17 protein-coding genes are annotated in these 24,916 nt (G+C 49.7%); 5 read left to right on the forward strand and 12 right to left on the reverse strand.

Annotation, left to right across the window (positions count from 1 at the left end; genetic code table 11):
• Positions 1-133 precede the first annotated feature (133 nt).
• The 7 genes from HZB62_11995 to HZB62_12025 form a co-directional block, all read right to left on the reverse strand.
• On the reverse strand, positions 134-9,043 hold the full coding sequence (locus HZB62_11995) for a hypothetical protein (GenBank protein ID MBI5075871.1): 8,910 nt from the start codon (positions 9,041-9,043) through the stop codon (positions 134-136).
• Positions 9,044-9,116: 73 nt separating this feature from the next.
• Complete coding sequence (locus tag HZB62_12000) at positions 9,117-9,377, reverse strand: hypothetical protein (protein ID MBI5075872.1); 261 nt, start codon at positions 9,375-9,377, stop codon at positions 9,117-9,119.
• A 184-nt stretch (positions 9,378-9,561) separates the two neighbouring features.
• Positions 9,562-9,903, reverse strand: coding sequence for a hypothetical protein (locus HZB62_12005; GenBank protein ID MBI5075873.1), 342 nt, complete (start codon positions 9,901-9,903; stop codon positions 9,562-9,564).
• 8 nt (positions 9,904-9,911) lie between these two features.
• Positions 9,912-11,303 carry a hypothetical protein gene (locus HZB62_12010; protein MBI5075874.1) on the reverse strand — a complete coding sequence of 464 codons (1,392 nt, stop codon included), beginning with the start codon at positions 11,301-11,303 and terminating at the stop codon, positions 9,912-9,914.
• Positions 11,296-11,655 carry a hypothetical protein gene (locus tag HZB62_12015; GenBank protein MBI5075875.1) on the reverse strand — a complete coding sequence of 120 codons (360 nt, stop codon included), beginning with the start codon at positions 11,653-11,655 and terminating at the stop codon, positions 11,296-11,298. The genes HZB62_12010 and HZB62_12015 overlap by 8 nt, the downstream gene beginning before the upstream one ends.
• A gap of 17 nt (positions 11,656-11,672) precedes the next feature.
• Positions 11,673-14,144: a transglutaminase domain-containing protein gene (locus tag HZB62_12020; GenBank protein ID MBI5075876.1), complete on the reverse strand. Its 2,472-nt coding sequence runs from the start codon at positions 14,142-14,144 to the stop codon at positions 11,673-11,675.
• Positions 14,059-14,964, reverse strand: coding sequence for a hypothetical protein (locus HZB62_12025; protein MBI5075877.1), 906 nt, complete (start codon positions 14,962-14,964; stop codon positions 14,059-14,061). Before HZB62_12025 ends, HZB62_12020 begins: the two co-directional genes overlap by 86 nt.
• A gap of 100 nt (positions 14,965-15,064) precedes the next feature.
• Between HZB62_12025 and HZB62_12030 the strand changes: the two genes are divergently transcribed.
• Positions 15,065-16,348: a B12-binding domain-containing radical SAM protein gene (locus HZB62_12030; protein MBI5075878.1), complete on the forward strand. Its 1,284-nt coding sequence runs from the start codon at positions 15,065-15,067 to the stop codon at positions 16,346-16,348.
• On the opposite strand, the gene HZB62_12035 is transcribed toward HZB62_12030, so the two are convergent.
• Positions 16,312-17,109: a hypothetical protein gene (locus tag HZB62_12035; GenBank protein MBI5075879.1), complete on the reverse strand. Its 798-nt coding sequence runs from the start codon at positions 17,107-17,109 to the stop codon at positions 16,312-16,314. The two genes, HZB62_12030 and HZB62_12035, sit on opposite strands and share 37 nt — an antisense overlap.
• 127 nt (positions 17,110-17,236) lie before the next feature.
• Between HZB62_12035 and HZB62_12040 the strand changes: the two genes are divergently transcribed.
• Entirely contained in the window at positions 17,237-19,543 is a 2,307-nt protein-coding gene (locus HZB62_12040; GenBank protein MBI5075880.1) for a PAS domain S-box protein, read from the forward strand.
• A 99-nt stretch (positions 19,544-19,642) separates the two neighbouring features.
• Here HZB62_12040 and HZB62_12045 read toward each other — a convergent pair whose 3' ends face one another.
• From HZB62_12045 to HZB62_12055, 3 genes are all read right to left on the reverse strand, one after another.
• Positions 19,643-20,998, reverse strand: coding sequence for a radical SAM protein (locus tag HZB62_12045; protein MBI5075881.1), 1,356 nt, complete (start codon positions 20,996-20,998; stop codon positions 19,643-19,645).
• An 85-nt stretch (positions 20,999-21,083) separates the two neighbouring features.
• The gene (locus HZB62_12050; protein ID MBI5075882.1) at positions 21,084-22,370 is read right to left on the reverse strand and encodes a cobalamin B12-binding domain-containing protein; all 1,287 of its coding nucleotides are present in this window, start codon (positions 22,368-22,370) and stop codon (positions 21,084-21,086) included.
• A complete protein-coding gene (locus HZB62_12055) occupies positions 22,345-23,340 on the reverse strand; it encodes a lysophospholipid acyltransferase family protein (protein ID MBI5075883.1) in 996 nt (331 codons plus the stop codon). Before HZB62_12055 ends, HZB62_12050 begins: the two co-directional genes overlap by 26 nt.
• A 69-nt stretch (positions 23,341-23,409) precedes the next feature.
• On the opposite strand from HZB62_12055, the gene HZB62_12060 reads away from it, so the two are divergent.
• Entirely contained in the window at positions 23,410-23,901 is a 492-nt protein-coding gene (locus HZB62_12060) for a cytidine deaminase (GenBank protein ID MBI5075884.1), read from the forward strand.
• Between the two features lie 60 nt (positions 23,902-23,961).
• Here HZB62_12060 and HZB62_12065 read toward each other — a convergent pair whose 3' ends face one another.
• On the reverse strand, positions 23,962-24,105 hold the full coding sequence (locus HZB62_12065) for a type II toxin-antitoxin system HicA family toxin (GenBank protein MBI5075885.1): 144 nt from the start codon (positions 24,103-24,105) through the stop codon (positions 23,962-23,964).
• 118 nt (positions 24,106-24,223) lie between these two features.
• On the opposite strand from HZB62_12065, the gene HZB62_12070 reads away from it, so the two are divergent.
• On the forward strand, positions 24,224-24,466 hold the full coding sequence (locus HZB62_12070) for a type II toxin-antitoxin system PrlF family antitoxin (protein MBI5075886.1): 243 nt from the start codon (positions 24,224-24,226) through the stop codon (positions 24,464-24,466).
• A 3-nt stretch (positions 24,467-24,469) separates the two neighbouring features.
• The gene (locus HZB62_12075) at positions 24,470-24,868 is read left to right on the forward strand and encodes a type II toxin-antitoxin system VapC family toxin (protein MBI5075887.1); all 399 of its coding nucleotides are present in this window, start codon (positions 24,470-24,472) and stop codon (positions 24,866-24,868) included.
• Positions 24,869-24,916: the final 48 nt, after the last annotated feature.

A 24,916-nucleotide genomic window follows, 5' to 3' on the forward strand; every position in this document is an offset into this window, starting at 1 on the left:
ACAGAAGGGCATTTCTGTTATATTTTTTTCCCGGACTCATATCTAATTTCTGCAACAAAAAAGACCCCGTAGATCTCGGCAGTGTCTTGATGATCTCAAACGCTTTCAGACCATGTAATCGCTATATCGCCTTCTAATGTATCACCCTGATGTAGTCCACACCCTCAAAGGTCGTAGCCCCCACCCTGCCGGTCACATGCACCGGGACATGCGTCCCGTTCGGCAGAAGGGTGATCACCGCATTGCGGTCGAACTTGACCATCAGATCAGGTATTCCGTCATGATCATAGTCGCCAAGCGCATAGGGCCATGTAACCGCAGGGATCGATCCGCCCAGCCGCAGCGAGGACATATCGATATCATCGACATTATATCCAGCGGGCAGCTCAATATAGACCGTCACCCAGTTGCCCTGACTCTTTTGATTAAGCGTGTTTGGATCGAAATCAATTGTTGCTGTTATGTTTGTAGACGGCAGATGAATCGAGAAGGTCGCCATATCCATCCATGCGCCGTAACGGTCGCCGTCATACGCCCTGGCCCTCCAGGTGTACGTCGTATTGTCTGAAAGAGCGCTCAGGGTCACTGACGTTATGCCTGAGGCGCTCCGGGGGATCGCTGTCATGGAGCTGACAGGCGTTGTTCCCGTGTATATCTCAAAGTCATAGGTCAGGCTGTCGCTGTCAGGGTCAGTGGCATTGTTTATCGAAAGCGTGGGCGTAAGAGTGCTCAGACTGCTTCCCTGTACAGGCTCATACAGCGACGGTGCAGTTGGGGCATCGTTTGCCGTATTAACCGTAAACGAAGAAAGGTCCATCCATGGGCTGTAGAGTTCTCCGTCAAATGCCCGTGCCCGCCAGAAATAAGTGCTGTTTTCTGTAAGACTGGTCGAGACAGTCCAGCCGGTTATCTGTGGGGTCTCCTGTAGCCCTGATGCGCTGCTTACAAGGCTTGTCATGGCAGTATCCGTATAGACCTCGAATTCATAGGTAAGGATATCTCCATCCATATCTGTTGCATTATGCACAGACAGGAGAGGATTGAAGCTGTTCACCCCTGAACCGATTGACGGGTTCGAAAGCACAGGGGCTGTGGGTGCGTCGTTAGCTGTGTTGACGAAGAAGCCGACAACAGCAGACAATGAACTTTCTGCGCTGCCGTCACTTGCCTTGACCCTTGCGTAATAGTATGTGTTGTCTTTCAGACCTGATGCGAGCCATGAGGTGCTGTTTTGACCCTGCGGCACATATCCGGAGATTATCCTCTCAGGCGAGTCAAAGGTCAAGGCTGTATCCACTTCAAAGAGATAGGTAATTACGGCTGAGTCAGGATCTGTGCTGTTTGAGATTGTTATAATCAGATCTCTGGATACTGTCTCGCTATTGTCCGGCGGATCGATGATCATTGGGACAGTCGGCGCCTCGTTGGCTGTATTAACAAAGAATGATGCTGTCGCCATCCATGGTCCTGTGATCAGCCAGTCGTCTGCCTGGGCCTTCCAGTAGTACCATCTGTTTTCCTGGAGTGAGATGGTGACCTGCCATGAGGTGCTGCCTGAACCTGAGAATATACCGATCTGCTGGTCAACGATATTCACAAAGTCAGGATCGAGCGCAACCATGAAGTTATAGGTAAGGTTATCGCTGTCAGGATCTGAAGCGTTGTTGACTGTCAGAATCGGCAACGAGGTATCGACAAATGCGTTATTGGCAGGCGCTGACAGGGTCGGCGCTGCAGGAGGCTCATTGGTCACGTTCACCCTGAAGGCAGCCGGGGTCATCCACTGCCCATATAACCTGCTGTCAAAGGCCCTTGCCCGCCAGAAGTACAAACTATTTTCCTGAAGGGTTATCGGAAGCTGCCATGAGGTTATGGAAGTTCCTTCCTGCTGCAGGGTTGATTCAGCCACAAGGGTTGTCAGTCCCGCATCTGCATAAATCTGAAACTCATAGGTCAGTCTGTCGTCATTGGGGTCAGTGGCATTATTGACAGACAGCACAGGGGTTAAAGTCTCCACGTCGCTGCTATGCGCCGGGATATTGAGCGAAGGCGCGGATGGAGCACCCTCGACCCTGAAGTATGTGCTTGCAAGGGTCTCTTCAATACTGTTGATCGAAGCGGCAAGTATTACAAGGTAGTCCTTTGCGCTGTATGTGCCTGTGCCAAGCTGCTGTGCATTGGCATAGGCCGCTCCCATCTGCAGGCCTGTCTGATCTGTCAGGGTGTCGTACACGGAAAGGTTGACCACATGGACTGTTTTTATGGAAAGGTCTACCTGACTTATATCGATGTTGCCTACATTGGTCACCTGATAGGAGATGTTTAAGGGTTCTCCCTGAAGTATGCTCTGCCTGTCGACCGAGATCTGGCCCCTGAGAAGTTTTGAAGGCTTGATCTCGGAGCTGATCGTAAGGGTTGCAGCAGCGGTTGAAACAAGAGCGCCTGATACATCCCTGAGTTCAAGTGTTATTGGGTATGCTCCCGGAGGATTTGTTGCTGTGTTCCAGTAGGTCTTAAGTTCCGTAACCTGGCCTGGCAGAAGTATGGGAATCGTTTGTGTTTCGGTATGTAGGCTGAAAGCTGACTGCTGATCGCTGATTGCTATCTTCGCCGTCATGTTCTCAAAGATGTAGTTCTGGCTCAGGCTGGTGATGGATGTGGTTATCACGGCCTGCTGATTCGGGAAGTAGGCGATTTTGTCGGTAGTGACAGCTGAGGAGACCTCCCTGTCTGCTGCTACGGTGATCGGCGCATCAATCTTCGATACTGCATTGCCTGCCTCTATGAACTGGCTGAATACCCTGTAATCTCCGGCAAGGATACTGCCGGTGTTGAGTATGAAGCTCAGGGCCTGCGTCTCGGATGGACCAAGGGTCAGGGCCTGTGTGACAGTGGCCTCAGATACCACGGTCCCTGCAGAATCAAGGAGCTTCACCTCTATCGTGCCTGAGCGGACTACAACTTTCTGGTTCGCGATATTCAGCGATACACTGATATCCTCATTGGCTGTATAGCTTGCCTTGTCTGTTGTGATACTGAGCCCAAGGCTGGAGGCTCCTACGGTTATTGAGCTCCAAGCCGTATTGTTGGTCTCGCTGATCTCATCGATCATATGTTCCGGATCGAGGGAGATGTAATACTTATGATTGCCTGCCATACCGATTGTCGGAATATCAAAGGCTATGACAACAGCGCCTCCAAAGGGTATGAACTGATAAATAGTCTTCATGTCAATAAGCCTGCCGCCTGCTGCAGGGTCTCCGTCATAGAGGGCAACGCCTACATTGGCTGCATCGATGCCAAGGTTCCTGATGGTTGCGGTCAGGGTCAGCGGTGCTCCTTCTTCAGGGTTGAGACTGGTAAAAGTTATATCCGTCCCTGTTATGGCAAGGTCCGGCTTCACTGGCGGCGTGACATCAACAGGGATAAAGGAGCTGTTGTTGGTCTCGTTGCCCTCATGGATCACATTGAGCGGATCGACTACAACATGGATGTAGTTCATGCCTGACTGGCCGAAGGTGTTCCATGCTGTCTCTGCATAGGCAGTCGAGCCTGCATCTATCCAGGATTTGGTGACCGATCCGATAAGTGTGCCCCCGCTTGACGGGTCTCCATCATAGAATGAGACAACCACATCCGAGGCACCCATGTTGCCCGTGTTATGGATGATTGCCGCTATGACCGCTGACTGGCCTTCTGTAACTGCAGGAGGAATAATGGCTATGTCTGATGAAGAGACCGAGAGATCAGGGATCATTCGTGTGAGGGCTATTGAGGCCATGTTGTTCGTCTCATCGGTCTCGGCTATTGCGTTGGAAGGGTCAGCGACTACATAGACAACCGTGTCGCCTGTTAGCGTTATAGACGTGTTGACAGTTGCCGTGCCGGTCAGCGCGCCAATATTCGGTATGATCAGGGTCTTGATAAGGTTCTCTGGTACAAATGCGTCTTTATAGAACTTAATTGTTACGTTATCCGCTCCAAGGCCGCCAAGGTTCTTAACCGTGGCAGCGACGGTCCTGATATCCATGTTCAGGGGATCAGGGGCAGCTGAGGTCAGGTCAGCAGCGGTGATCGAAAGATCAGGCAGTACCAGGGCAAGGGATAGGGAGGCATTGTTATTCGCCTCGTTGAGCTCATCTATCAGATTTGCTGGGTCGATGACAACATGGATGACTGTATCGCCTGCTATGGTTACGGTTGTGCTGGCTGTCGCAGTTCCGCTGAAAGCGCCAATGCTTGATATGCTACTGCTCCCTATCAGGTTTTCAGGTTGGACAGCATCTTGATAGAAGCTGACTGCTACATTATGAGCGTCTATAATGCCGAGGTTTCTGACGGTTGCCGTCACTGTGCGAGTGTTAGGAGCCAGCGGATCAGCAGCCTCCTGCAACGAAGCGGTGCCTATCGAAAGATCGGGCTTCAAGGCCGTGCAGTTCTTCACAACAAAGCTTGTTGTGGCAATGCTGTATCCGTAGGTTGACTGACCTGTGGTCTGAATCGTTGCTGTTCCGGGCAGGGCAGTTGAGGGTAGCACATACTCTGCATTGAAGGTATTGTCAGTGAGGCTGAAGCCGAGCTGGACAGTTGTGCCTTCCTGCAGTTTCAGGGCACCTGTTACGGTGACCTCCTCTGCGGGTGCATCAGGGATTGCACTGATCCTGACTGTATCTCCCGGGCAGTAGCTCTGCCGCTCGGTAGAGAGGTCTATGTTAAAGGCAAGGTTGAAGCGGGCAAGGGAAAGGGCAGTGACCGCATAGGCAGTATTATAGTCATAGCTCATCGGTACTCCCATTGCGCTGCTCCAGCCGCCGTCTGCATTCTGTGCTGCAAGGAGCCAGGACACACCTTTTGCCACTTCAATACCCTGTTCTCCTGCAACAGATAGGCCTACAAGGGCGTAGGCTGCACCCGATGTGTTAAGACCCCATCCGCCGTCAGCCTGCTGCCTTGACTTGAGCCATGATACAGCCTGGTTAAGCCTGCCCTGGTACGCAGAACCCGCAAGCTTGTATATTTCAGCAGCTATTGATGTATAGCCGACAGACCCGAAACCTCCGTCAGAAGTTTGCTTGGAGTTAAGGTAGGAAAGCCCTCTGGATACGTTTGTATGTGAAGCCGGAACCCCGGACTGAAGAAGGCCACGCAGGGCAATAATACTTGAGTATAGATCAGTGTTCACAACAGTATAATTAGTAGCTGGCCACCCGTTGTCAGTTTTTTGCGCTGAATAGAGAAAGGTGCGAGCATTATTAGCTGCGTTTTGTTCGTTAAGAGACGGATTTGTATAATGGAAATAAAACATACGCAATGAATCACCCGCAGTCCCGATATTGAGATTGTCAATTGCTGGCGGAAGGTAACCGGACCAGCTCCCGTTACTGCTTTGAGCGCTTAACACCGCAAATCTGCCTTTGGCAATGGCGTTCAGATTCGCTGTATCACCTATTGCAGCCGCCTGCAGGGCGACAAGGGCATAGTCTGTTGTCCATGTATACCCGGATGCTGGGAAACCCTCAAAAGCTGCATTGAAATGGTTGTCGAGCCAGCGGACTCCGTTGTCGATCTTTGTGCCTGTTTTGCCGAGCTTTCCCATAGCATCGAGAATATCCGCAGTTGTTCTGAATTCCGAAAAAGACATGCCGGCGATTGCTTTCCATCCGCCGTCCGTCATCTGGTTGTTCAGAAGTCCGTCCACAATACCGTTGATCCTATAGTCAGTCGGCGCTACCTCAATCATCATAATGAGCCAAAAGCTTCTGTATTGTTCATAGGGATGATTATATGTGGTCATATCGTACCAGTTCTTTGCCTTGACGACATTGGGATGAGTGGGCGACAGGGCAAGCGAAAGGCCTATGACCGGATAGGGAATTGTATTAACATCGTTCCAGGTGTCACCAGGTACAGACCCCCAATAACCTGCGGGCAGTTGAGTGTCTATGAGCCACTGCACTGCCTTCTGGATATAAGTCGCGTTTTTGTCCTCGCCTGCCTTCAGAAGAGCAGTCAGAATAATCCCGGTATAATAGGCTGTTCCACCAAAACTGCCATTCGCTGCCTGATTCCGTTTCAGCCATGCTACAGCATTCTTGATATACGTATCATTTGGAGTGCTGCCGCTTCTGATCAGCGCCATGACGGCAGTCGCCGTCGTTTGTAAATTTATGTCCCAACTACCGTCAGGTGCCTGCATCTGGATGAGCTTGTTCAGGACACTTGCATACTTTGTCCCAACCGTTTTGTTCATACTCTTGTAAGCTCTTATGGCAAGGGCATTGTAATAAATATCAACACCGCCCCATGCCTTCTGCGTGCCTTGGGTATCCACGTTTACCTGGTGATTGATAAGCCAGGATGCCCCTGATTTGACTGCTGCATCCACCTTCGAGTTTCTGCAGGCAGTGAATACGGCAAGGCAGTTGATATTGTTCGTTTCGTCAAGTTCTGTTATCACCTTGCCGCTATCGACAAAGACATAAAGAGGGCTGTCGATGAAAAGCACAGTGCCTGATATGGGTATGGTCACAGTATTGGATGCTCCTGCTGCAAGACCTGATTGATAGGTTGCCGTCCCAAAGATTATGTCAGTGCCGGGATCATAGACCTGGTTATTGTTACTGTCTTCAAAGGCGATGATGCTGAACGGCCCGTTTGCAGGCTGGTTGCCGATATTTTTGATCGTTACAAGGGCATTGCCAGAAATAATGCGCGTCTGCTTATCAGATGTGACGCCCGTAAGGTCAATGGATGACGTAACAAGGTCTGGACCCTGCGGAGCCGTAACGACAACAGGCTTGGATGCACTATTGTTCGTTTCATCAAGCTCGATGATTGTGTCATCTCTGTCAATTGTGACTCGAAGATCGTAAGTGCCGCCCATTCCGGTCGTATCCCAGGGGATCTGCACAGGCACGGTTCCACCTGCCGGAATAGATGCGATTGTTGCCGTGCCGATGATCATGGGAGGATTGAGCATCTGGTTGAAAATACTGAATTCCACAGGCACGGAAAGGGCTGCCTGGTTTCCGGTGTTTCTGATTGTTGCGGTTACGGTCAGCATGTCGCCCTGATTGGGGTTCTGGGGCGTATAGGTGATATCAGATGAATTCAGTGTCAGGTCAGGTCCCTGGGTGGAGGCCACCTTGAGGGTCTTGCCTGCCGTATTGTTCCAGTTGTTGTACTCGGCGATCACGTCGTCAGGATCGGCAACAACATAGATATAGTTTTTACCAGTATGGCCGGTGGTATTCCACTGCATGGTTACGGTTTCGCTTCCCCGTGTCCCAATAAGAGGGATGGATATATCATTTCCTATTCTTGTGCCGCCTGAAGCAGGATCTCCAAGGTAATGGCGCACAACCACGTTTCTGGCATTACCAAGGGTCGCGTTTCGTATGATCGAGGTTATGGTGACCGTGTCCCCATCCTTCGGATTTGCAGGGCTGAAGCTGATATCAGATGAGTTGATATAAACGTCAATCTCTGCGCCTATGACAAATGTTTTGATGGCAGTATTGTTGGCCTTATTCGACTCGGTGATAGTATTCTGGGGGTCAACTACCACGCGGATGGTCTTTTGACCGCCAGTTGCCTGATAATCGGCGATAACTCCAACGGTCGCAACAGAACCGCCTGCTGGTACGAGAGGCACTATACCGCTTCCCTTAAGTTTGACAGGGCTTTGACCTGACGCTTCCATATAAAAGTCCACGGCCACGTTTGAAGCATCGGTCTCGCCAAGGTTCCTTACCGAGCAGAATGTGCCGATCATCATATAGGAATCAGGGGCTGCAGGAAAGATCAGGCAGTCTGCTGAAGTGATGCTCAGGTCAGGCAGGGTGGCTGAGGTGAGGTTTTTGGATGCAATGTTATCGGCTTCGCTCAGCTCGTCTATGGCGTTAAGAGGGTCGATGCTGACGAAGATGGTGCTGGCTGCTGCTGACGGAATGGTCCAGGTGATTGAGGCAGGAGAACTGCTGAAAGCGGGGATTGAGGCTATTATGGCCTCGCCGATCAGGATACCGCCTGCTAATGGATCGCCGTCGTAGAACTGAACGGTGATGCCAGCCTGTCCTGAGCCAGTCGAAGGGGCTTGGGCAGGGCCGGTGTTTTTGATATTGGCGGTTATGGTTATGGCATCGCCTGTTTTGGGCGCAGGGCTTGAGAAGGTGATGTCAGTGGATGAGATGGAGAGGTTGGGCTTGACGCTTGCTAATGCCCGTAATGCCAATGCGGTTGAATAGGGGTCGTCATTCCATGAGCCATTGGCAAGCTGGGTAGCTGATAAATAGTTGATTGCGGCTTGACTGCTGATCGCTGACTGCTGATCGCTTACACCGCTGATGATCAGCGCGATTATAGCAAGAGAGGTTTCATAAACCGTAGATGACAGGGTGCCATATCCGCCATCTGCATATTGATGAGCAAGAATATAGGCAACGCCATTCGAGATTGGAACCGTCAAGTTGTAAGTTGTCTTAAACTTTGAGAGGGCTTGAAGAACCAAGGCGGTCATATCGACCCGACTATCCATTTCACCGTTGAAGCCCCATCCTCCATCTATTTTCTGAGTGCTCACCAGGGAATTGAGCACGCCACTGATTATCCCATGATCGGCGAAATTGATTCTATTGAGGGCAAGCAGGGCGAGCAACGTGTCCAGATTATCAACATCTGGTCCTCCCATTCCTGACCAGGCATAAGACTCGATATCAAGATACGAGATGAGAAGGTCTTTGTCCGTGCCCGCAATCGACAGTGCATAAATGCGCTCGGAGATGTAGTCTGTGGTTTCAAGTTCTTGGGCCTGGAGCCAGGCAATGGCAGCCGGGTTCTGCTGCTTCAGTGCCCGCAGGGTCTCTATGACTGCCACGGTTGAAGGCAGAACTTCATCATACGCCGCATCGCCCCATGAGCCGTCAGCGTTCTGAGTGGCGCTCAGATAGCCAAGGCCGCTCGTGACTTGCGGCGATTGCGCCCAAGCTGCCGTCATCAACAAAATGAAAATCCATATCGTTAAGCCAATAACCTTCCGCTTCATCCCCAACCCTCCATAGATATGATCGATAAATTTAACTATTCCAAGAATTGTGGCAAACCCCTGCACGCCACCCTCAGTTTTTTTGCACAAATTCTTTTTTTGAATATTCACGAATATCGTGCTCGACACCCTCGATATCTTCGAGAAACCCATAAACATAGATTCGATTATTATTAGCAGCAGTTATGGTAATATCCCTCGGTTTATCAAGCGATATCGTATAAATATGACCTCTTTCAATTGAAATTACATCTTCCCACAGAAGTGTTTTTCCGCCAGCTATACCCTTTCTCGCGATCTCTCGCTCGTTTATATGTATCTCAGTCTTCAGCAAAATATAGATCATAATTATTGGGATTGAAAGGAATGTATAAGTCAGTAATATCGGCAATAAGTCAACCCAAGACCAACCTGACAAACCGACTTTCCAAAAAGCATATCCTGCGAGAAAAGGCAGACAAAAAACTATCCAATAGCTGCTAACTACCTTAATAAATGAATAACGATAAATTCTCATCTCATGCCCCTGTTTTGTTCACACCTTTTCGTAAATATGCGATTGCAAGGCAAAAGCCTATCCAAGATAATAGATATCCAACTCCACAGAGATGTCGATAAAACCACTCCTCGCTTACCCGTCTCAGCATGAGAAAAGAAATGATATATTCACTTTCCCATTTTTTCTCAAAAATGCTATTGGCTGTTGTTGCCACAATAATCAGTGATAAGCCCGTCAATAAAAAGAGGAGCGTAGCAGAAATAGTTATTCTTTCTTTTTCTTTCATGACCTGAATATAACTGCCGATAACACCAAAAACAATAATTCCAATCAAAATATAATCAGGAGATATATCTCGCACGTTGCCTCCTACTCGCTATTCCAGCATGCTTGAGCCAGCGTCATATTGCATCCATAGAACTCGGCAATGGCCACATAAATACCTGCCCATTTGATAACTTTGGCAGTATTGACCAAGTGTTTTAGTTCGGCTGCCATTTCAGCGCCATCAATTATTCCATGAATGCCGACCATCTTTAATAGGCACTTCAGGTATGCATGGGTCGCGTCCCTGCCACACAAATCTACGAGTAGCAGATACTGGACAATAAATGCACCATAAGTTACTAATAATGAGGCTATTAGTGCCAGCAGTAAAACCAATATTGAAACGATCAGATAAAGAATTATCTCTATAGTTGCAACAGCGATCAATAACAGCGCAGCTACTGCTGCAGCGCAGCTACCTATTAGCAGGGCACAAAGTAACATTGCCCCATTCATCCCCCCGCTGATCATATACGCCCCCGCACCGTTATTTGGATTGATGACAATATACCCGCACCCCGTCCAGCCGTTGAAGTTGATATTCGTCATCGATACCGTCACTTCTTTTCCAGCATTCACCGCATTCTGTATATCGATCAGGGTTGCAGCATCAAGCTGTAGCTGCGGCAAGATTGTGCTGATATTCTCCTGATTGATAGTAAGGATCGGTATACCCTGATCGTTGGCGATCTTCAAAGCCTTCATTGCCGATATCCCCTGTGCAGGGCTTCCCGGCGTCGAAAACAACTGTTCCGGAACGGAATGTTCCAGTGCCGACGAGTTCATTCCAGATGTCATCATGAATTGCACCTGCTTATCTTTTATGCCATCGGGTGACTTGACCAATTTCCTGATAAGGCCTATGTCCATTGACAGCCCGCTCGCTGATGTTCTTACCGGCACTCCCCAAATATAATCAACCGCCAGAGCGTTAAAGAATCTTCCAGCCGACGGAAGCCGGGTGGAGAATACCCCCATAGTCTTTGCCGTCACAAAATCCATAGTGTCAAGCTCGGCAAAATAGCTAAGGACAGTTGTATAGAGCAGGTCTCCGAGAATGTCATCCTTCGTGAGTCCCGTGAAGTTCTGTGTTTCCAATTTCGCCTTTGTCGCTTCGAGCTTTGTCTTTAGCGCAGTCATCTGTTCAGGCGTTATCCTGGCGATGTCCAATGCAATGGCATTGAATTCTCCAGCTGTCACCTTGTTGTTTATGCTGTGGGTTGCGGTCGTGGGAGCCGATATGCTGATATTGAAGAACTCATCCTGTCCCATGGTTATCGGACTGCCTGTTGCCATTACTACGCCGTCTATCCTCAGTTCAGGCTTCAGATTGATCAGATACGCAGGCAATGACGATGGTAGTTCACTTGGCTGTATCGGTGTTCCATCAGCATGAGGTTTTGGAAGATACGAGTTTATAACCGCCTCATCCATGCTGAACCGAAAATCTCCTTTTGCACGTGGCAAGAATCAACGCTGTAACACCTAAAATTAAGAAGATATAACCGATAGCACAGATATGACGAAAAAACCATGCTTTTGTAACTTCCCTTAGTAGAAGGAAGGAAATCAAGTATCCCTTTTCCCAATTATTTTCAATGAAACTGTTCATTGTAGCCGAAAAACAGACAAACAATAACCCACATAAAATTAGAATCACGGCTACTTTGAAAGCATCTTTGTAACTTGTACCTCGATAATTCTGAATAATTTTCAATAGACCAATTACGCCAGCAATCAATACAAATCCAATTACTATAAAGTCATAATCATACAAATCATTCATTGTTTTTCCTTCCCGATCTATCGATTGTCATTACATGATAGGAGCAAATCTTTTACGCACAGAATAATTTCACCGCCCGCCACATAAAAACCGATATGATGAAGATATTTAGCTGCGTTCGCAGCAAGAATACTCGGTAATTTCTTAATTAATGCCGCAACCCCGTCAATTCCAAGATGTATACCAACCATCCAAAGCAAGCACTTTATGTATTCATGCGTGGCTGCTGGTCCGCAGAGACTATACAAAACTAAATACTGAAGTATAAATGGGCCGAATGCAATTAATATAGATACGATAAGAGCCAATAACAATACCAAGAGCGAAATGAGCAGATAAATAACTAACTCAACTGTTGCAACAGCAATCATGAGAAGCGCGGCTGCTACGGCTGCGCAGCTACCTATCATCAGAGCACAAAGTAACATCGCCCCGTTCATCCCGCCACTAATCATATACGCACCGGCGCCAGTATTGGGATCAGTAATGATATATCCGCACCCCGTCCAGCCGTTGAATGTAATATTAGTTTTGGAGACGGTTACCATCTTGCCTGCACCGACAGCATTTTGGATATCAGTGATGGTATCAGGGCTTAACTGCAACTGGGGCAGAATCGCTGCAATGTTTGACTGATCTATCTTGTAGATCGGTATACCCTGATCATTGGCAAGCTGCAAAGCTTTGACTGCTGATATTCCCTGAGCAGGATTAGCCAGTGTTGAGAATAACTGTTCAGGAACAGAGTGCTCAAGCGCTGACGAGTTCATGCCTGAATTGAGCATAAACTGAATCTGTTTTTCTTTCGCGCCATCCGGTGCCTTGACCAATTTCCTGATAAGGCCTATGTCCATCGACAGTCCGCTCGTCGATGTTTTTACCGGCACACCCCAAATGTAATCGACCGCCAGAGAGTTAAAGAATCGTCCAACCGATGGAAGTCGTGTCGATATGACGCCCATAGTCTTTGCCGTCACAAAATCCGTAGCATCAAGCTCGGCAAAATAGCTAAGGACAGTTGTATAGAGCAGATCTCCGAGAATATCATCCTTTGTCAGCCCAGTGAAGTTCTGTGTTTCCAGTTTCGCCTTTGTCACTTCGAGCTTTGTCTTCAATGCCGTCATCTGTTCAGGGGTGATCCTGGCGATGTCCAATGCAATCGCGTTGAATTCACCGGCTGTTACCTTGTTGCTTATGCTGTGGGTCGCAGTTGTAGGTGCCGATATGCTGATATTGAAGAACTCATCCTGTCCCATGGTTACAGGGCTGCCAGTTGCCATTACTACGCCGTCTATCCGGAGTTCGGGCTTGAGGGTGATCAAATAAGCCGGTAAGGAGCTGGGCAATTCGTTCGGCTGTATCGGTGTGCCGTCCGTATGTGGTTTCGGCAGGTATGAGTTGATTACATTTTCGTCAGCCTGTGTTGCCGGTGAATAGCTCAGGGTTATCTTCTTGCCAGCAAGTTCAGGCAGACTCCTGGTTATCTGCATCTCGTAATCGAGATTATTCACCAGCATGCTGAATGATGCTTTATGCCTTAAACTATCCGGCAGGGTGCTGTATTTTGTGCCGGTGACTAACTTCTTGTACGGCAGGGTGCCGAGCAGATAAGAAAACTCCTGTTTGACGATCTCTTTCTTGCCAAGGATATCTCCTACTGTAGCATTCGGGTGGTTCTGGCTGATGTAGCTCTGCACCCTTGACTGGTAGTCCTGCATAGCCTGCTGGATATAAAGAGAATTTACGTTTGTTACGTATCCGGCCTGTTCGTTGATTGTGGCAGTGGACTGTATCTGGGTCACAAACGACTGAGCGTCAAATGGGACCGCTGACTTGATGTCCATGCCTGAGGTGTAGGTGTACTGCTTGAAACTTGCATCAAGAGGTATCCAGGTATCACCTTCTCCTGTTTTGTGCCTTACTCCCCGCATAGGAAAGTAATCGATAAAGGCCTCCACCCATATGTGCTCTTTTCTGACAGCAACGATCTTCCCGTCTTCAGTAATACCGCCTACCGGTATCCCTCCTGTTGCCATGAGGGACAGCGTAGCATTTGAGTCCGTAAACCCACCAACCCAGTTCTTGACCTTGTCTATTGGAAGCTCTATGGTCCCGTATACGTATCTGGCATGGATGCCGGAGACTCTGAGCAGTGAGATAAGCAAGCTTGCAGTATCGAAATCGTTACAGAGCTTTGTCTGGAGGCACATGTCTGCGCCCTGGATTGAGCCGTAGGTAGGCACATATTCAATGTTGTTTCTTACCCATTCGTAGATCTTTACGGGCTTGTATCCAAGCTCTGCTACTTTTGCAGTTATGGCAGGGGTAAAAACAATTTCGATGCCATTTTCTGCAAGATCCGCTGATGTGGGTGGATTGGCAAGGGCGATCTGAAAGCTGCCGTCAGGCAGGGCTGAAAGACCACCCCTCCCATCCTCCCCTTGGCAAGGGGAGGATGGGAGGGGTGGTCGATGGCGACAGAAGCCCATCAAGCGAACCGTTTGCTGCGACGAGAATCGGTTTCGCACTTTGTCCGAAAAATCCCCCCTCGCCCCCCTTTGTCAAAGTGGGGTAAAATTGTGCGGCAACACCTGTTCCCCTCTTTTGCAAAGAGGGGTTAGGGGAGATTTGACTATCAATCTGACTGCTGAGAGCTGATTGCTGACCGCTGTCTTTCTCAAACTCTTCTGGCTTTGTCCTGGGCTCCTTAAATACCGGCTCTTCCGTCCTGTGCGGCAATTTGTTGGGATCTAATGCCCGATGCTTTTTCGGCGGCTTGATCTTCTCAAGATGTCTCTTTGCTTTCTCAACCTTAACCTCTACCTCTGTCTTGTCCTTTGCCTTGTCTATTTCGTCAAGGTTGGTCTTCAGCTCTCTGAGATTGTCATCGTAGTGTTTAACAAAATCCCGGTGGCGCTTCTTGATTACATCCGGCAGGTCTTTGATCTTGCCTTCTGTCTCGGTGAACTGCTTCCTGATCTCTATGTCATGTAATTCTATTTCCGCCTTCTTGGCTTTGAGTCGCTTTTGCTGATCGCTGAGAGCTGACGGCTGATCGCTCAGTATCTTTTCGATGTCATCAATAGCCTTGCTGAATTTCTCTTCTGCTCTGTCTTTCTTCGTCTGATGCTGACTGCTGATAGCTGATGACTGAGAGCTGTCATTTCTCCGCTGAGCGCTGATAGCTGACGGCTGACTGCTCTCCTTCACCGCATACGCAACATCGAACACTCCCCCGAACGACCAGAGAAAAAAAGACAAGACAATGGTTGATATAACTCTTAATGCAGGATTATATTTGTGATCCACCCGATCCCCCCCACGAAGATATATTTAGAAAACATTATACCTTACCTCCACCTGTTTGCTGTCAAGGATTTTCTCTCGACATATGATATTATTCGGGATCGTGAAGAGGCGCATTTACATCATTTCTCCCTGCCGCAAGGAAGACATCTGGAGAAAACGCAGGGCAACCTTTGTGCTGCCGCAGATGTCTCTTGCAATACTCGCAGCGCTGACACCGGACACGTACGAGGTCAAGGTCACGGATGAGCTTGTTGATGACATTGATTTCGACTATCCGGCAGACCTTTTAGCAATAACGACCAATTCGACCAATGCCCTGCGTGCTTACGCGGTTGCAGGACGATTCAGGGAAAAGGGCTCGAAGATCGTCATGGGCGGCATCCATCCGTCGGTCATGCCTGATGAAGTGTTGACACATGCTGACGCCATTCTGATCGGCGAGGCAGAGGAGATGTGGCAAAAGATCCTCGATGACTACCTTTCGGGCCGTCTGGAGCAGCTCTACCGGTGTACAGCCTATCCGGCCCCTGAAAGCATCCCCTCCGGCAGATGGGAAGTGATCCATCAGAAACGCTACTATGTGCCGCGCACATTCCAGACATCACGCGGCTGCCCGTACGGCTGTTCCTTCTGTTCATCAACCCAGTTTTTCGGCACAAAACAGCGCTGCCGCCCGATCGGGAACATCATCTCGGAACTGAAGGATTACAACAGACGGCTTGCCGTATTCGTCGACGACAACATTGCGGGGAACAGTGCCTACGCCAAGGAACTCTTCAGGGCATTGAAACCCTTAAAGCAGAGATGGGTCGCTCAAACATCCATAGACATTGCACGGGACAATGAGCTGTTAAGGCTTGCAGCAGAAAGCGGCTGTGCCGGCCTGCTGATCGGCTTTGAGAGTGTCAATGCCAAAAACTCAACGGATGTAAAAAAACTGAGGAAGGCTGAACAGTACGCCGAGCATATCCGGGAGATCAGGGCAGCCGGCATCGGCGTGCATGGCTCATTCATATTCGGGTTCGACCACGATACACCTGATATCTTCGACAGCACCGTCGATTTCGTGATGCAGAACAGGCTCGAGGTTGCCAACTTCTGCAAGCTCACACCCTTCCCCGGGACAAGGCTTTTTGAAGAAATGTCGGCTGAGGGAAGGATCCTGCACCGGAACTGGGAAAAATACGACCGGTATAATATTGTTTTCAGTCCAAAGAACATCTCGGCAGAGGAACTGCACCAAAAGACCCTTGAGGCCTACATGAAGATCTATTCGCCCGGTTCGATACTGAAGAGAATGCCTTCAAGACTGCAGAACATCCTGCCCTATTTTGCGATGAACATCAGCTACCGGCTGGGATCAAAGCGTTTGAGAAGATCCTGAAAAGGCAGCACCTTCTTATCCGTATGTTCCATCTCTTTAAAATATCCGGATGGGATGTCCGAATCATATTCCGGCTCCTGAAGAGCGATCTCCATCTCAGTGCCGTTGCTGAATGAAAGTTTTGTCTTTTCCGGCATCTTCCCGTTGAAGCCGTCAAAATCGATCGTTATGGCCGCCTCTCCTTCCTTATAGACAATGATGCGCCTGTTCAGAAGATAGGTCCGGTCAAAGAGGTATTTTATCGAAGGCACTGAGGCCTTCTCAGCAGAGTCGTATGCAAGAAGGACATAGAAGTCCCCCTGCTCCTGCACGGTATAGTAAAACTTGCCGTTCATCAGAGAGGAGAACGATATCTCGGGCGATCGCATTTCGTAGAGGGTGTTCCTGGGCGGCACATAGACCTGCAGCATTTCTTTTGCGATCAGAAATTCCATTACGGTGATGCCAAAAGGACCGAAAAAGCTGGTCTTCAGGGAGTCAGGCGCCTGATAGCCAAAGACGCCGCTGAAACTGCCTGCCGGCTCGTTGTTCCTGAATATCCTGACGTCGGTCAGCGCCTTGATGGTCCTGGTCTCCCTGAACCCGATCGAATGCTTTAGAACCTCTGCAGTGACCGGGCCGGAATAGGACTCAAGCGCAGGCTGCCGAACAAGCTCTTTCCTGGCACAGGAAGAACCAAGCACCATGATCAGAATTACGCATGGCAATGCCAGCCGCGCTGGCCATGATCGATACAGGAAGAAGGGTCGCATCCAAATCATGGTTGATAGTATCAAAGTTGATCAGATTTTAGAAAGTTGGATGAACGGTCTCAACGGCTGCTGCGGCATTTCAGCGCGGCACGCCATTGATAAACCTCCGGCAATTAGGATATTTTAGTAACACGACATGAAGATAAGCCACCGACTGATCTCAGGTAATATCGTTATCATCGTTCTGGTCATTGCTATCGGCATTTTCGGTCTTCTTTCGAGGAAAGATATTGTACGGTCTTTCGAAAGCTCAGAGAAACATTTCAGGAGCATCATTACCGCTGCGACCGAAGCCTCAAGCTATGCGAAAAGAACGGAAGGCCATCTTATCCTTTTTCTGACCCTCCAAAACCCGGAAGACAGAGATAAATTCTACGAACGCCACAATTCACTTCTCGAAGAGATCAAGGTAATGGACCTTGCGGTTAACGTGCCGGTTGCAAGAGAATACGTCGAGAAGATCAAGGTCGACACAGCCAGGCTCCTTTCCGCAGGAGAATCTCTGCTGAAGGCTTATGACCGCGATATGGCCGTCTCCGGGCGCTTCAGCCCTTCAGGGCACGAGGCAGAGATAAGGGCCTTTAATGATATTACTTCTTCAATACGGCAGAACAGTGTTGAACTTGCAATTGCCGAGGCCGTTTTGAGCGAGGATGCCCACAGGACAGCGCTGAAAAAAGCCGCCTCCTTCCAGATATACGGCTTTGTTATCATCTTCGGCGGGGTCATTGTGGCACTGGTCCTGGGCTATGTGCTTTCGCGGAAGATAGCACAGCCCATTTTAGAGCTGAAGGACAATGTTGCTGAAGTATCCAGAGGGAACCTCGATGTGACCATGAACCATGCATCGAAAGACGAAATAGGCGAACTCACCGACTCTTTCAACATGATGACAAAGGCGCTGAGGGATTCGCAGCAGGGGATCATCTCGGAAAAAGAACGTCTCCTGGTAACGCTCCGTTCGATCGGGGACGGCGTTATAACCACGGATACTGACGGCCGTGTTGTCCTCGTAAACACCGTGGCAGAAAACCTCACCGGCTGGAAGCAGCAGGACGCCGCAGGCAGACCCCTGCAGGAGATCTTTCATATCATGAATGAAAAGACCCGCGAACTCTGCGAAAACCCTGTCGAAAAGGTCATGAGGACAGGGAAGATCGTTGGGCCTGTTGACCACACGGTCATCATCGGAAGAAACGGCGTTGAGAAGACCATCGCTGACAGCGGGGCACCGATTCTCGATGAGAGCGGGAAGATGATCGGCGCAGTCCTGGTATTCCGTGATATTACCGAAAAGCAAAGGATGGAAAGAGAGCTGTTAAAGGCAAGAAATATAGAATCCCTCGGTATTCTTGCGGGCGGCATAGCCCACGACTTCAATAATATCCTGGTCGGCATCCTCGGCAACATCTCTCTGGCAAAAAGGAAACTTGAAAGAGAAGAAAAAGAAAAGATCATGGACAGACTGACCGGCGTTGAGCATGCCGCGATCCGTGCAAAGGAACTGGCCCATCAGCTGCTTACGTTCTCAAAGGGAGGAGAGCCTTTGCTGAAGACAACGTCAATCAACGGATTGATCATGGACTCCGCGAAATTCGTGCTGGCAGGCTCTAATGTAATATGCAGCTTCCTGTTCCCTGACGATCTCTGGCTGGTCGATATCGACAGGGGCCAGTTAAGCCAGGTCATCCATAACCTGATCATTAATGCAAAATGGGCCATGCCCGAAGGCGGGAAGATAGAGATACAGGCAGAAAATATCGTTATCGATGAGAGATCAGCAGCACCGGTGCCCCTGCCTGCCGGCAGTTATATAAGGATCTCACTGCAAGATGAGGGGATCGGCATACCAGTTGAAAATCTCCATAAAATATTCGATCCTTATTTTACCACCCGGGGGAAGGGGTCCGGCCTCGGCCTCGCAACCGCATACTCGATCATGAAAAGGCATCAGGGCCTCATCACCGCTGAACCTGCAGCCGAACAGGGTACCACGTTCCATCTCTATCTGCCGGCATCCGACAAGCCGGTAAGTGCCGAGATCGGGCAAGTCATATTCGAGGCCGGCAAAGGAAAGGTCCTGCTTATGGACGATGACGAGATCGTCAGGGATGTCACACAGGCAATGCTTGTCGATCTGGGCTATGAAACAGTTCTTTCAAAGAACGGCACAGAGGCGGTCGCACGGTATCAGGAGGCCAGGAGATCAGGTCAGCCCTTTGCAGCGATCATTCTTGACCTGACGATCCCGGGCGGGATGGGAGGGCAGGAGACCCTGCAGGAAATTCTTAAGATCGACCCGGACGTCAGGGCCATAGTCGCAAGCGGGTATTCAGAAGATCCGGTAATGGCCGAATTCGGCAGATACGGCTTCAGGGATGTTCTCAAAAAACCCTTTGGCCTGCAGGAGATCGGCAGCGCCCTGCAGAAGGTCATGGGCTGAACAGCAACAAAATAGGTTAAGGCTGAGGCGCAGGTTCAGGCAAAGAAAAGAGGCAGATTACAGCGGGTAACCACTCCCTATCCTGCAAAAACACCGTGATTACTGATCCTTCTTCTGATAGTTCTCTTCCCAGGCCTTATCAGCAAGCTTGCCCCATTCGACCGAATAGTCATCAATCTTTTCAGCGAACCCTTCAACAATGTTCTCCGCTCCCTGATGCGTGAAATAGACACCCGGCATCTTGCAGACATCGCGGTACACATTGGGATGGTCAATGATCATGCAGGGCCTGAGTTTATTTTCATGCGTCTTCTGATATGACTGGATCTTCTTGAAGAGCGGTGAGGTGACCGCCTCCTGCAGACTCACGTTCTTGATATTGTGAAGCGCAAAATGACAGAAGACGCAGGGCTCGACATCTCCCTTTGAATTGATATGAAAATACTTTCTGCCTCCGGCAATGCAGCCTCCCACCACAGGCCCGTCATTCCAGAAATCGCCGAACAGCATCTCCTTGCAGGACCGGAAATAGGCCACGCGCGCCCGCAGCATCTCGCGCTGCTCGGGCGTCGGCACCAGGTCCCAGTTCGGCTCCCTGCCGACCGGCGTGTACAGGAAATACCAGCCTACTGTTGTGCCCTGTGCCATCCAGTGGTCCACGAACTTGTCAGACACCATAATATCCGCATTCTGCCGTGTCATGGTCGCTGAATAGCCGAAGAGCACGCCTGCTTCCTTCAGGAGCTTCATCGCCTTCAGTACCCGCTCATAGTGGCCCTCGCCCCTGCGTTTGTCCGTCTCTTCCTTAAATCCCTCAACACTGATGGCAGGCAGCACATTGCCGAGTTCTGCAAGTCTCGCAACGAGCTTCTCGTCAAGCAGACCGCCGTGGGTAAAGACATGGAATGCCATATCATTATGTTTCTCAAAGAGGTCGAGCAGGTCTTTTCTGAAGAACGGCTCTCCGCCGGAGACGACGATAAAGTAAACGCCCATCTCCTTTGCCTCGGTCAGCACGCGGTCGATCACCTCATAGGGAAGGTCTTCGTCCTTTTTGTACATGCCTGCATAGCAGCCAAAGCAGTTCAGATTGCATTTCATGGAAGGGCTGATCACCAGAAGTCCGGGCGGATAGAACCCTCCGGCGCCGTCCGAAAAGGCCTTGCGTTTGGTGCTGCCCACCAGAAGCTGGTTCATGATAAAGCACCGGATGATCTGCTTCTTGTGGCGCGGACTGGTGTTGCGCAACACCTTCATCGCAACGTTCAGAGTAGGATGGCCGTTCCGCCACATTTCCCGTATGGACCTGATAGCGCGCTTGTAATGGTCGCGCGTCGTCGCCTTCTCTGCAATGTTCAGATATGAGATCAGCGCATTCTTGCTGCTGAGCGCCATCACCTGTACAAGGCCGTACAGGAACCGCGAGATGAGGAATGGTTTCAGTGTCTTCAACATTTATGCACTTGCCTCCGTTGCATGCTTTTTTTGCAGCTATTCTTTGTCAGCAATTGCTGGACCTAAACACCTGCAGACTATCCGCCTAAGCAGTTGCTGCTTTTCTTACCGAATCGACCCATTGGGCTCCGCTGTAGTTGTCAAGGTCGCCCTTGTTCATGGGGAAACAGGCATAGGTCTTTATCACGAGCCCGTCTTCGGTCATCTCATGGGTATCTTCAGGATAGAACTCTTTCCAGGCCCGGTTATATCCTTCATAAAGCTCATCAGTCGTCATGTTTGCAGGCTTGAATACAACGGATGATGCTGAGTACTTCGAGAAATCCTTTGTCAGCAGCCGTCCCTCTGCCTCAAGCCGTTCAGCGAGTCTGGTCTTGGGATAAGGGGTCAGGATATGGAATTCCGCCTCTTCAATAGCGTTGGACTTTGCAAAATGCACCGTGCGCTCGAACACATCCTTCTGATCATGGTCAAAGCCAAAGACAAAGGAGGCAATGACCTTGATGTTCCGTTCTCTGATGCGCTCAAGGAACATGTTCGCCTTCGCGATCTGGCTCGCGCTGATCCTCTCGTTCAATCCCGCAGAGATCCAGGGGCTCAGGTCAATGTACATGGCCCAGCAGTTCGTGCTCCTGAGCAGATCAAGATATGCCGGATCATCTGCAATAGAAAGAGGGGCCAGCCCGACCCACGGTTTACCCGCCTGCGCCAGACCCTCAAAAAAACTTTTCACCCGTCTTTTTGCAAGGTGCAGGTTGTCGTTGATCAGAAATAGACACTGGTCGAGCTTCTCAATATCCCGCAGGATCTTTCTGGTATCAGCCATTCTAAATTCAGTCCCATACGTCTGGGGCACAGAGCAGATCTCGCAGTTCACCGGGCAGCCGCGTGAAACCTGAAGTGAGTTCATCGGAAGATAGACTGATCTGTCGAAGATGGACCAGCGCGGCAGCGGGATCTCCTCAGCCGGGTTCCTGCAGGAATAACTTTTTTTCAGGTCATTGTTTCTGAAATCCCTGATAACATCCGGCCAGGTGTTCTCAGCCTCGCCGATCACGATCGCATCAGCGTGCTGAGCTGCCTCCTCAGGCATAAGCGAGACATGAACGCCGCCAAGAACGACCGGTATCCCTTTTGCGCGGTATCGGTCCGCGATCTCATAGGCCCTGTTCGCCTGACTTGTCATCATCGAAATGGCAACCAGATCGCACTGCATAGCAAAATCTATTTTATTGAGCCGCTCGTCAGTGAAGACAACGTCGATATCAGAAGGCGTAAGCGATGCAACGATCGCAGGCCCCATGACCTGAATGTATCGCCTGTACACAAGAGGGAAATGGCCCCAGTCAGGATAGATAAGATGAATCTTCACTTTTTTTTCTGAAACTCCTTTTGTCCTCTTCCCAGAATGGCATGAAGGTAAACCACTGCGTTGGATAAGCGCTTATATAGTTCTCCAATATTGTAATTATTTTTTTAAGATTTGTCCTGAGTTCATCTGATGAACTGCTGCTGCGGTCCATAATGACTGGTTCTTCAATGATAATCGTGTACGCTTTATATCCTGTTATGGGGATAAAGATCGGCAGGACTATACTGTCAGATACCATCGCAAGCTTTACCGGGCCTTTCGGGAAAAGCGCCTCATGACCGAAAAAGGGTACTGCAACGCCGCTGTCAAAGGTCAGCCGGTCGCCCTGAAGCCCCACAATACCGCCCGCCTGCAGGATCCTGAGAAGTTTCAGAGAAGAAAAATTGCCTGCCTTCAGCGGCACTTCCTGGACGCCCTCCGCATTTCGGAGATAGCTCAGCTGCGACCCGAGAATGGATGAACTGTCCGGCGAATACACTACATGTATCTTCCGGTCTTTACAGGACAGTTTCAGGCTTCCCAGTTCCCAGTTGCCGAGATGCGTTGCAAGAAATATGACCCCCCTGCCGGTTCCCAAGGCCTTCTCCACATGTTCGATGCCCCTGACCGTAAAGGTATAGTTCTCAAGCCGCTCAGGCCCGTGGCTCAGGTGAAAGAGATCGATAAGATAATAGGAATAATACTTGAATACTTCATAGGCCATGTATGCATATGAGAAAGAAATACGACCGGGTTTTATTTTCGAGAGGTTTCGTCTGATGGCCAGGTAATTGTCGAAGTTGAAAACAATGAAGATGACCACGAACAGGCGGCCGATCACCCTCAGGAGCCAGACAGGCAGATATTTCGTTGCGATCAGAAATCCCCTCACCAGAAGCCTGAACGGAAGCGTATGCTGGAACTTTCTGAAGACGCTCTGCGCCTCGGCACGGTTCCCTGTATCCTCATTAATATTGTCGGTCTTTGTCATAAGTGCATTCTGTTGATGCCACAAACTTCTCTGGCTAAAGCATACGATATTTTCTATAATATCACCCTCATGAAAAAGAAAGCTCCGGCGAAAAAGAAACCGCACCTCAGGCCCAACTGGGATGAGTATTTCATCAACATTGCAAAGGCTGTGGCCACGCGCGCTACCTGCATCAGAAGAAGATACGGAGCAGTCGTCACAAAAGAGAATATCATCGTAAGCACAGGGTACAACGGCGCAGCTGCCGGCGTGACCGACTGTCTCGAGGTCGGCAAATGCACCCGTATGGAATTGCAGATACCGCATGGACAGCGCTACGAGCTCTGCCACAGCGTGCATGCAGAGGCAAATGCGATCATCAGGGCATCGGTTGACGAACTGAAGGGAGCAACGATCTATGTCTCGGGAGTTGACGGAGACGGAGACGAATGCGATTCAGCGCCCTGCATGATGTGCAAGAGGATGATCCTGAATGCCCGCATAGCGCGTGTCGTCTATTCAGACGGCAACGCCACGTACCACGTCATCGATCCGACCGACTGGCTGAAAGACCGGATTTAGTGCCTGTGCAGAGTGTCAGTGCCAGATTTTTTCCGGCGAGTCCAAGATATTTCCTCTGCCTCACTTTTCAAAGTCTGACTTGTTTAGTCCGGACTGGCGCAATATGGAGACAAACGTGCCATAAGGAATTTCTTTTCTTGGCGTAGGGACGATTACAGTTCTCTCATCTCTGCGTAATTTTTTGTGGCTTCCGGTCTGATCAATCTCGAACCCTAACCCATAGAAATAACAACCCTGCCCTGCCTAGTTCGAAGTCTTGACGATTGCAGTATATTTCCTTACAATATAGTAAGGAATTTACTTATAAGTAAGGAGACAGATTATGACCGTTGCCACCATAACAACCAAGGGCCAGACAACAATCCCCAAGAACATCAGGGAGCACCTGAAGCTCCATGCCGGAGACCGGCTCGATTTCATTATTGAAGAAAGCGGGAAGGTGAGCGTGCGGCCGGCCACGTCTGATGTAACTGAATTAGAGGGCATACTGCACAGGCCAGGCATGAAAGCTGTGTCAATAGAAGAGATGTCTCGGGCGATTAAGTCCCGTCATAAGAGAGCTTGAGCAATGAAAGGCCTCGACACCAATGTGCTCGTCAGATATCTTGTCAGAGATGATCAGAAACAGGCTGAGATGGCCTCTTCGTTTATCAATAACGTGTCATCATCGGGCGAGTTTTGCTACATCAACGCTGTTGTGCTTTGCGAGCTGGTATGGGTTCTTGAATCTGCATATAGATATTCGAAAAAAGAGATTGCCGATGTGATCGACAAAATTCTTGTGACGCGGCAGTTTGAAGTAGACCGCAAAGACCTCGTTATCCACGCGCTCAGGGAATACCGGGAGGGCAAGGGCGATCTCGCCGACTACGTTATCGGCAGAAGCAACCGCGCCTCAGGGTGCGATTCTACCGCCACTTTTGACAGAGCGCTCAGGGGAAGCACGTCTTTCGAAGTGCTTGATTGAATTGCTAAGGAATTCAAGAGTATTCAATTATTAAATCCCTCCTATCCT

Source organism: Nitrospirota bacterium, assembly GCA_016214855.1.
GTDB lineage: Bacteria > Nitrospirota > Thermodesulfovibrionia > Thermodesulfovibrionales > UBA6898 > UBA6898.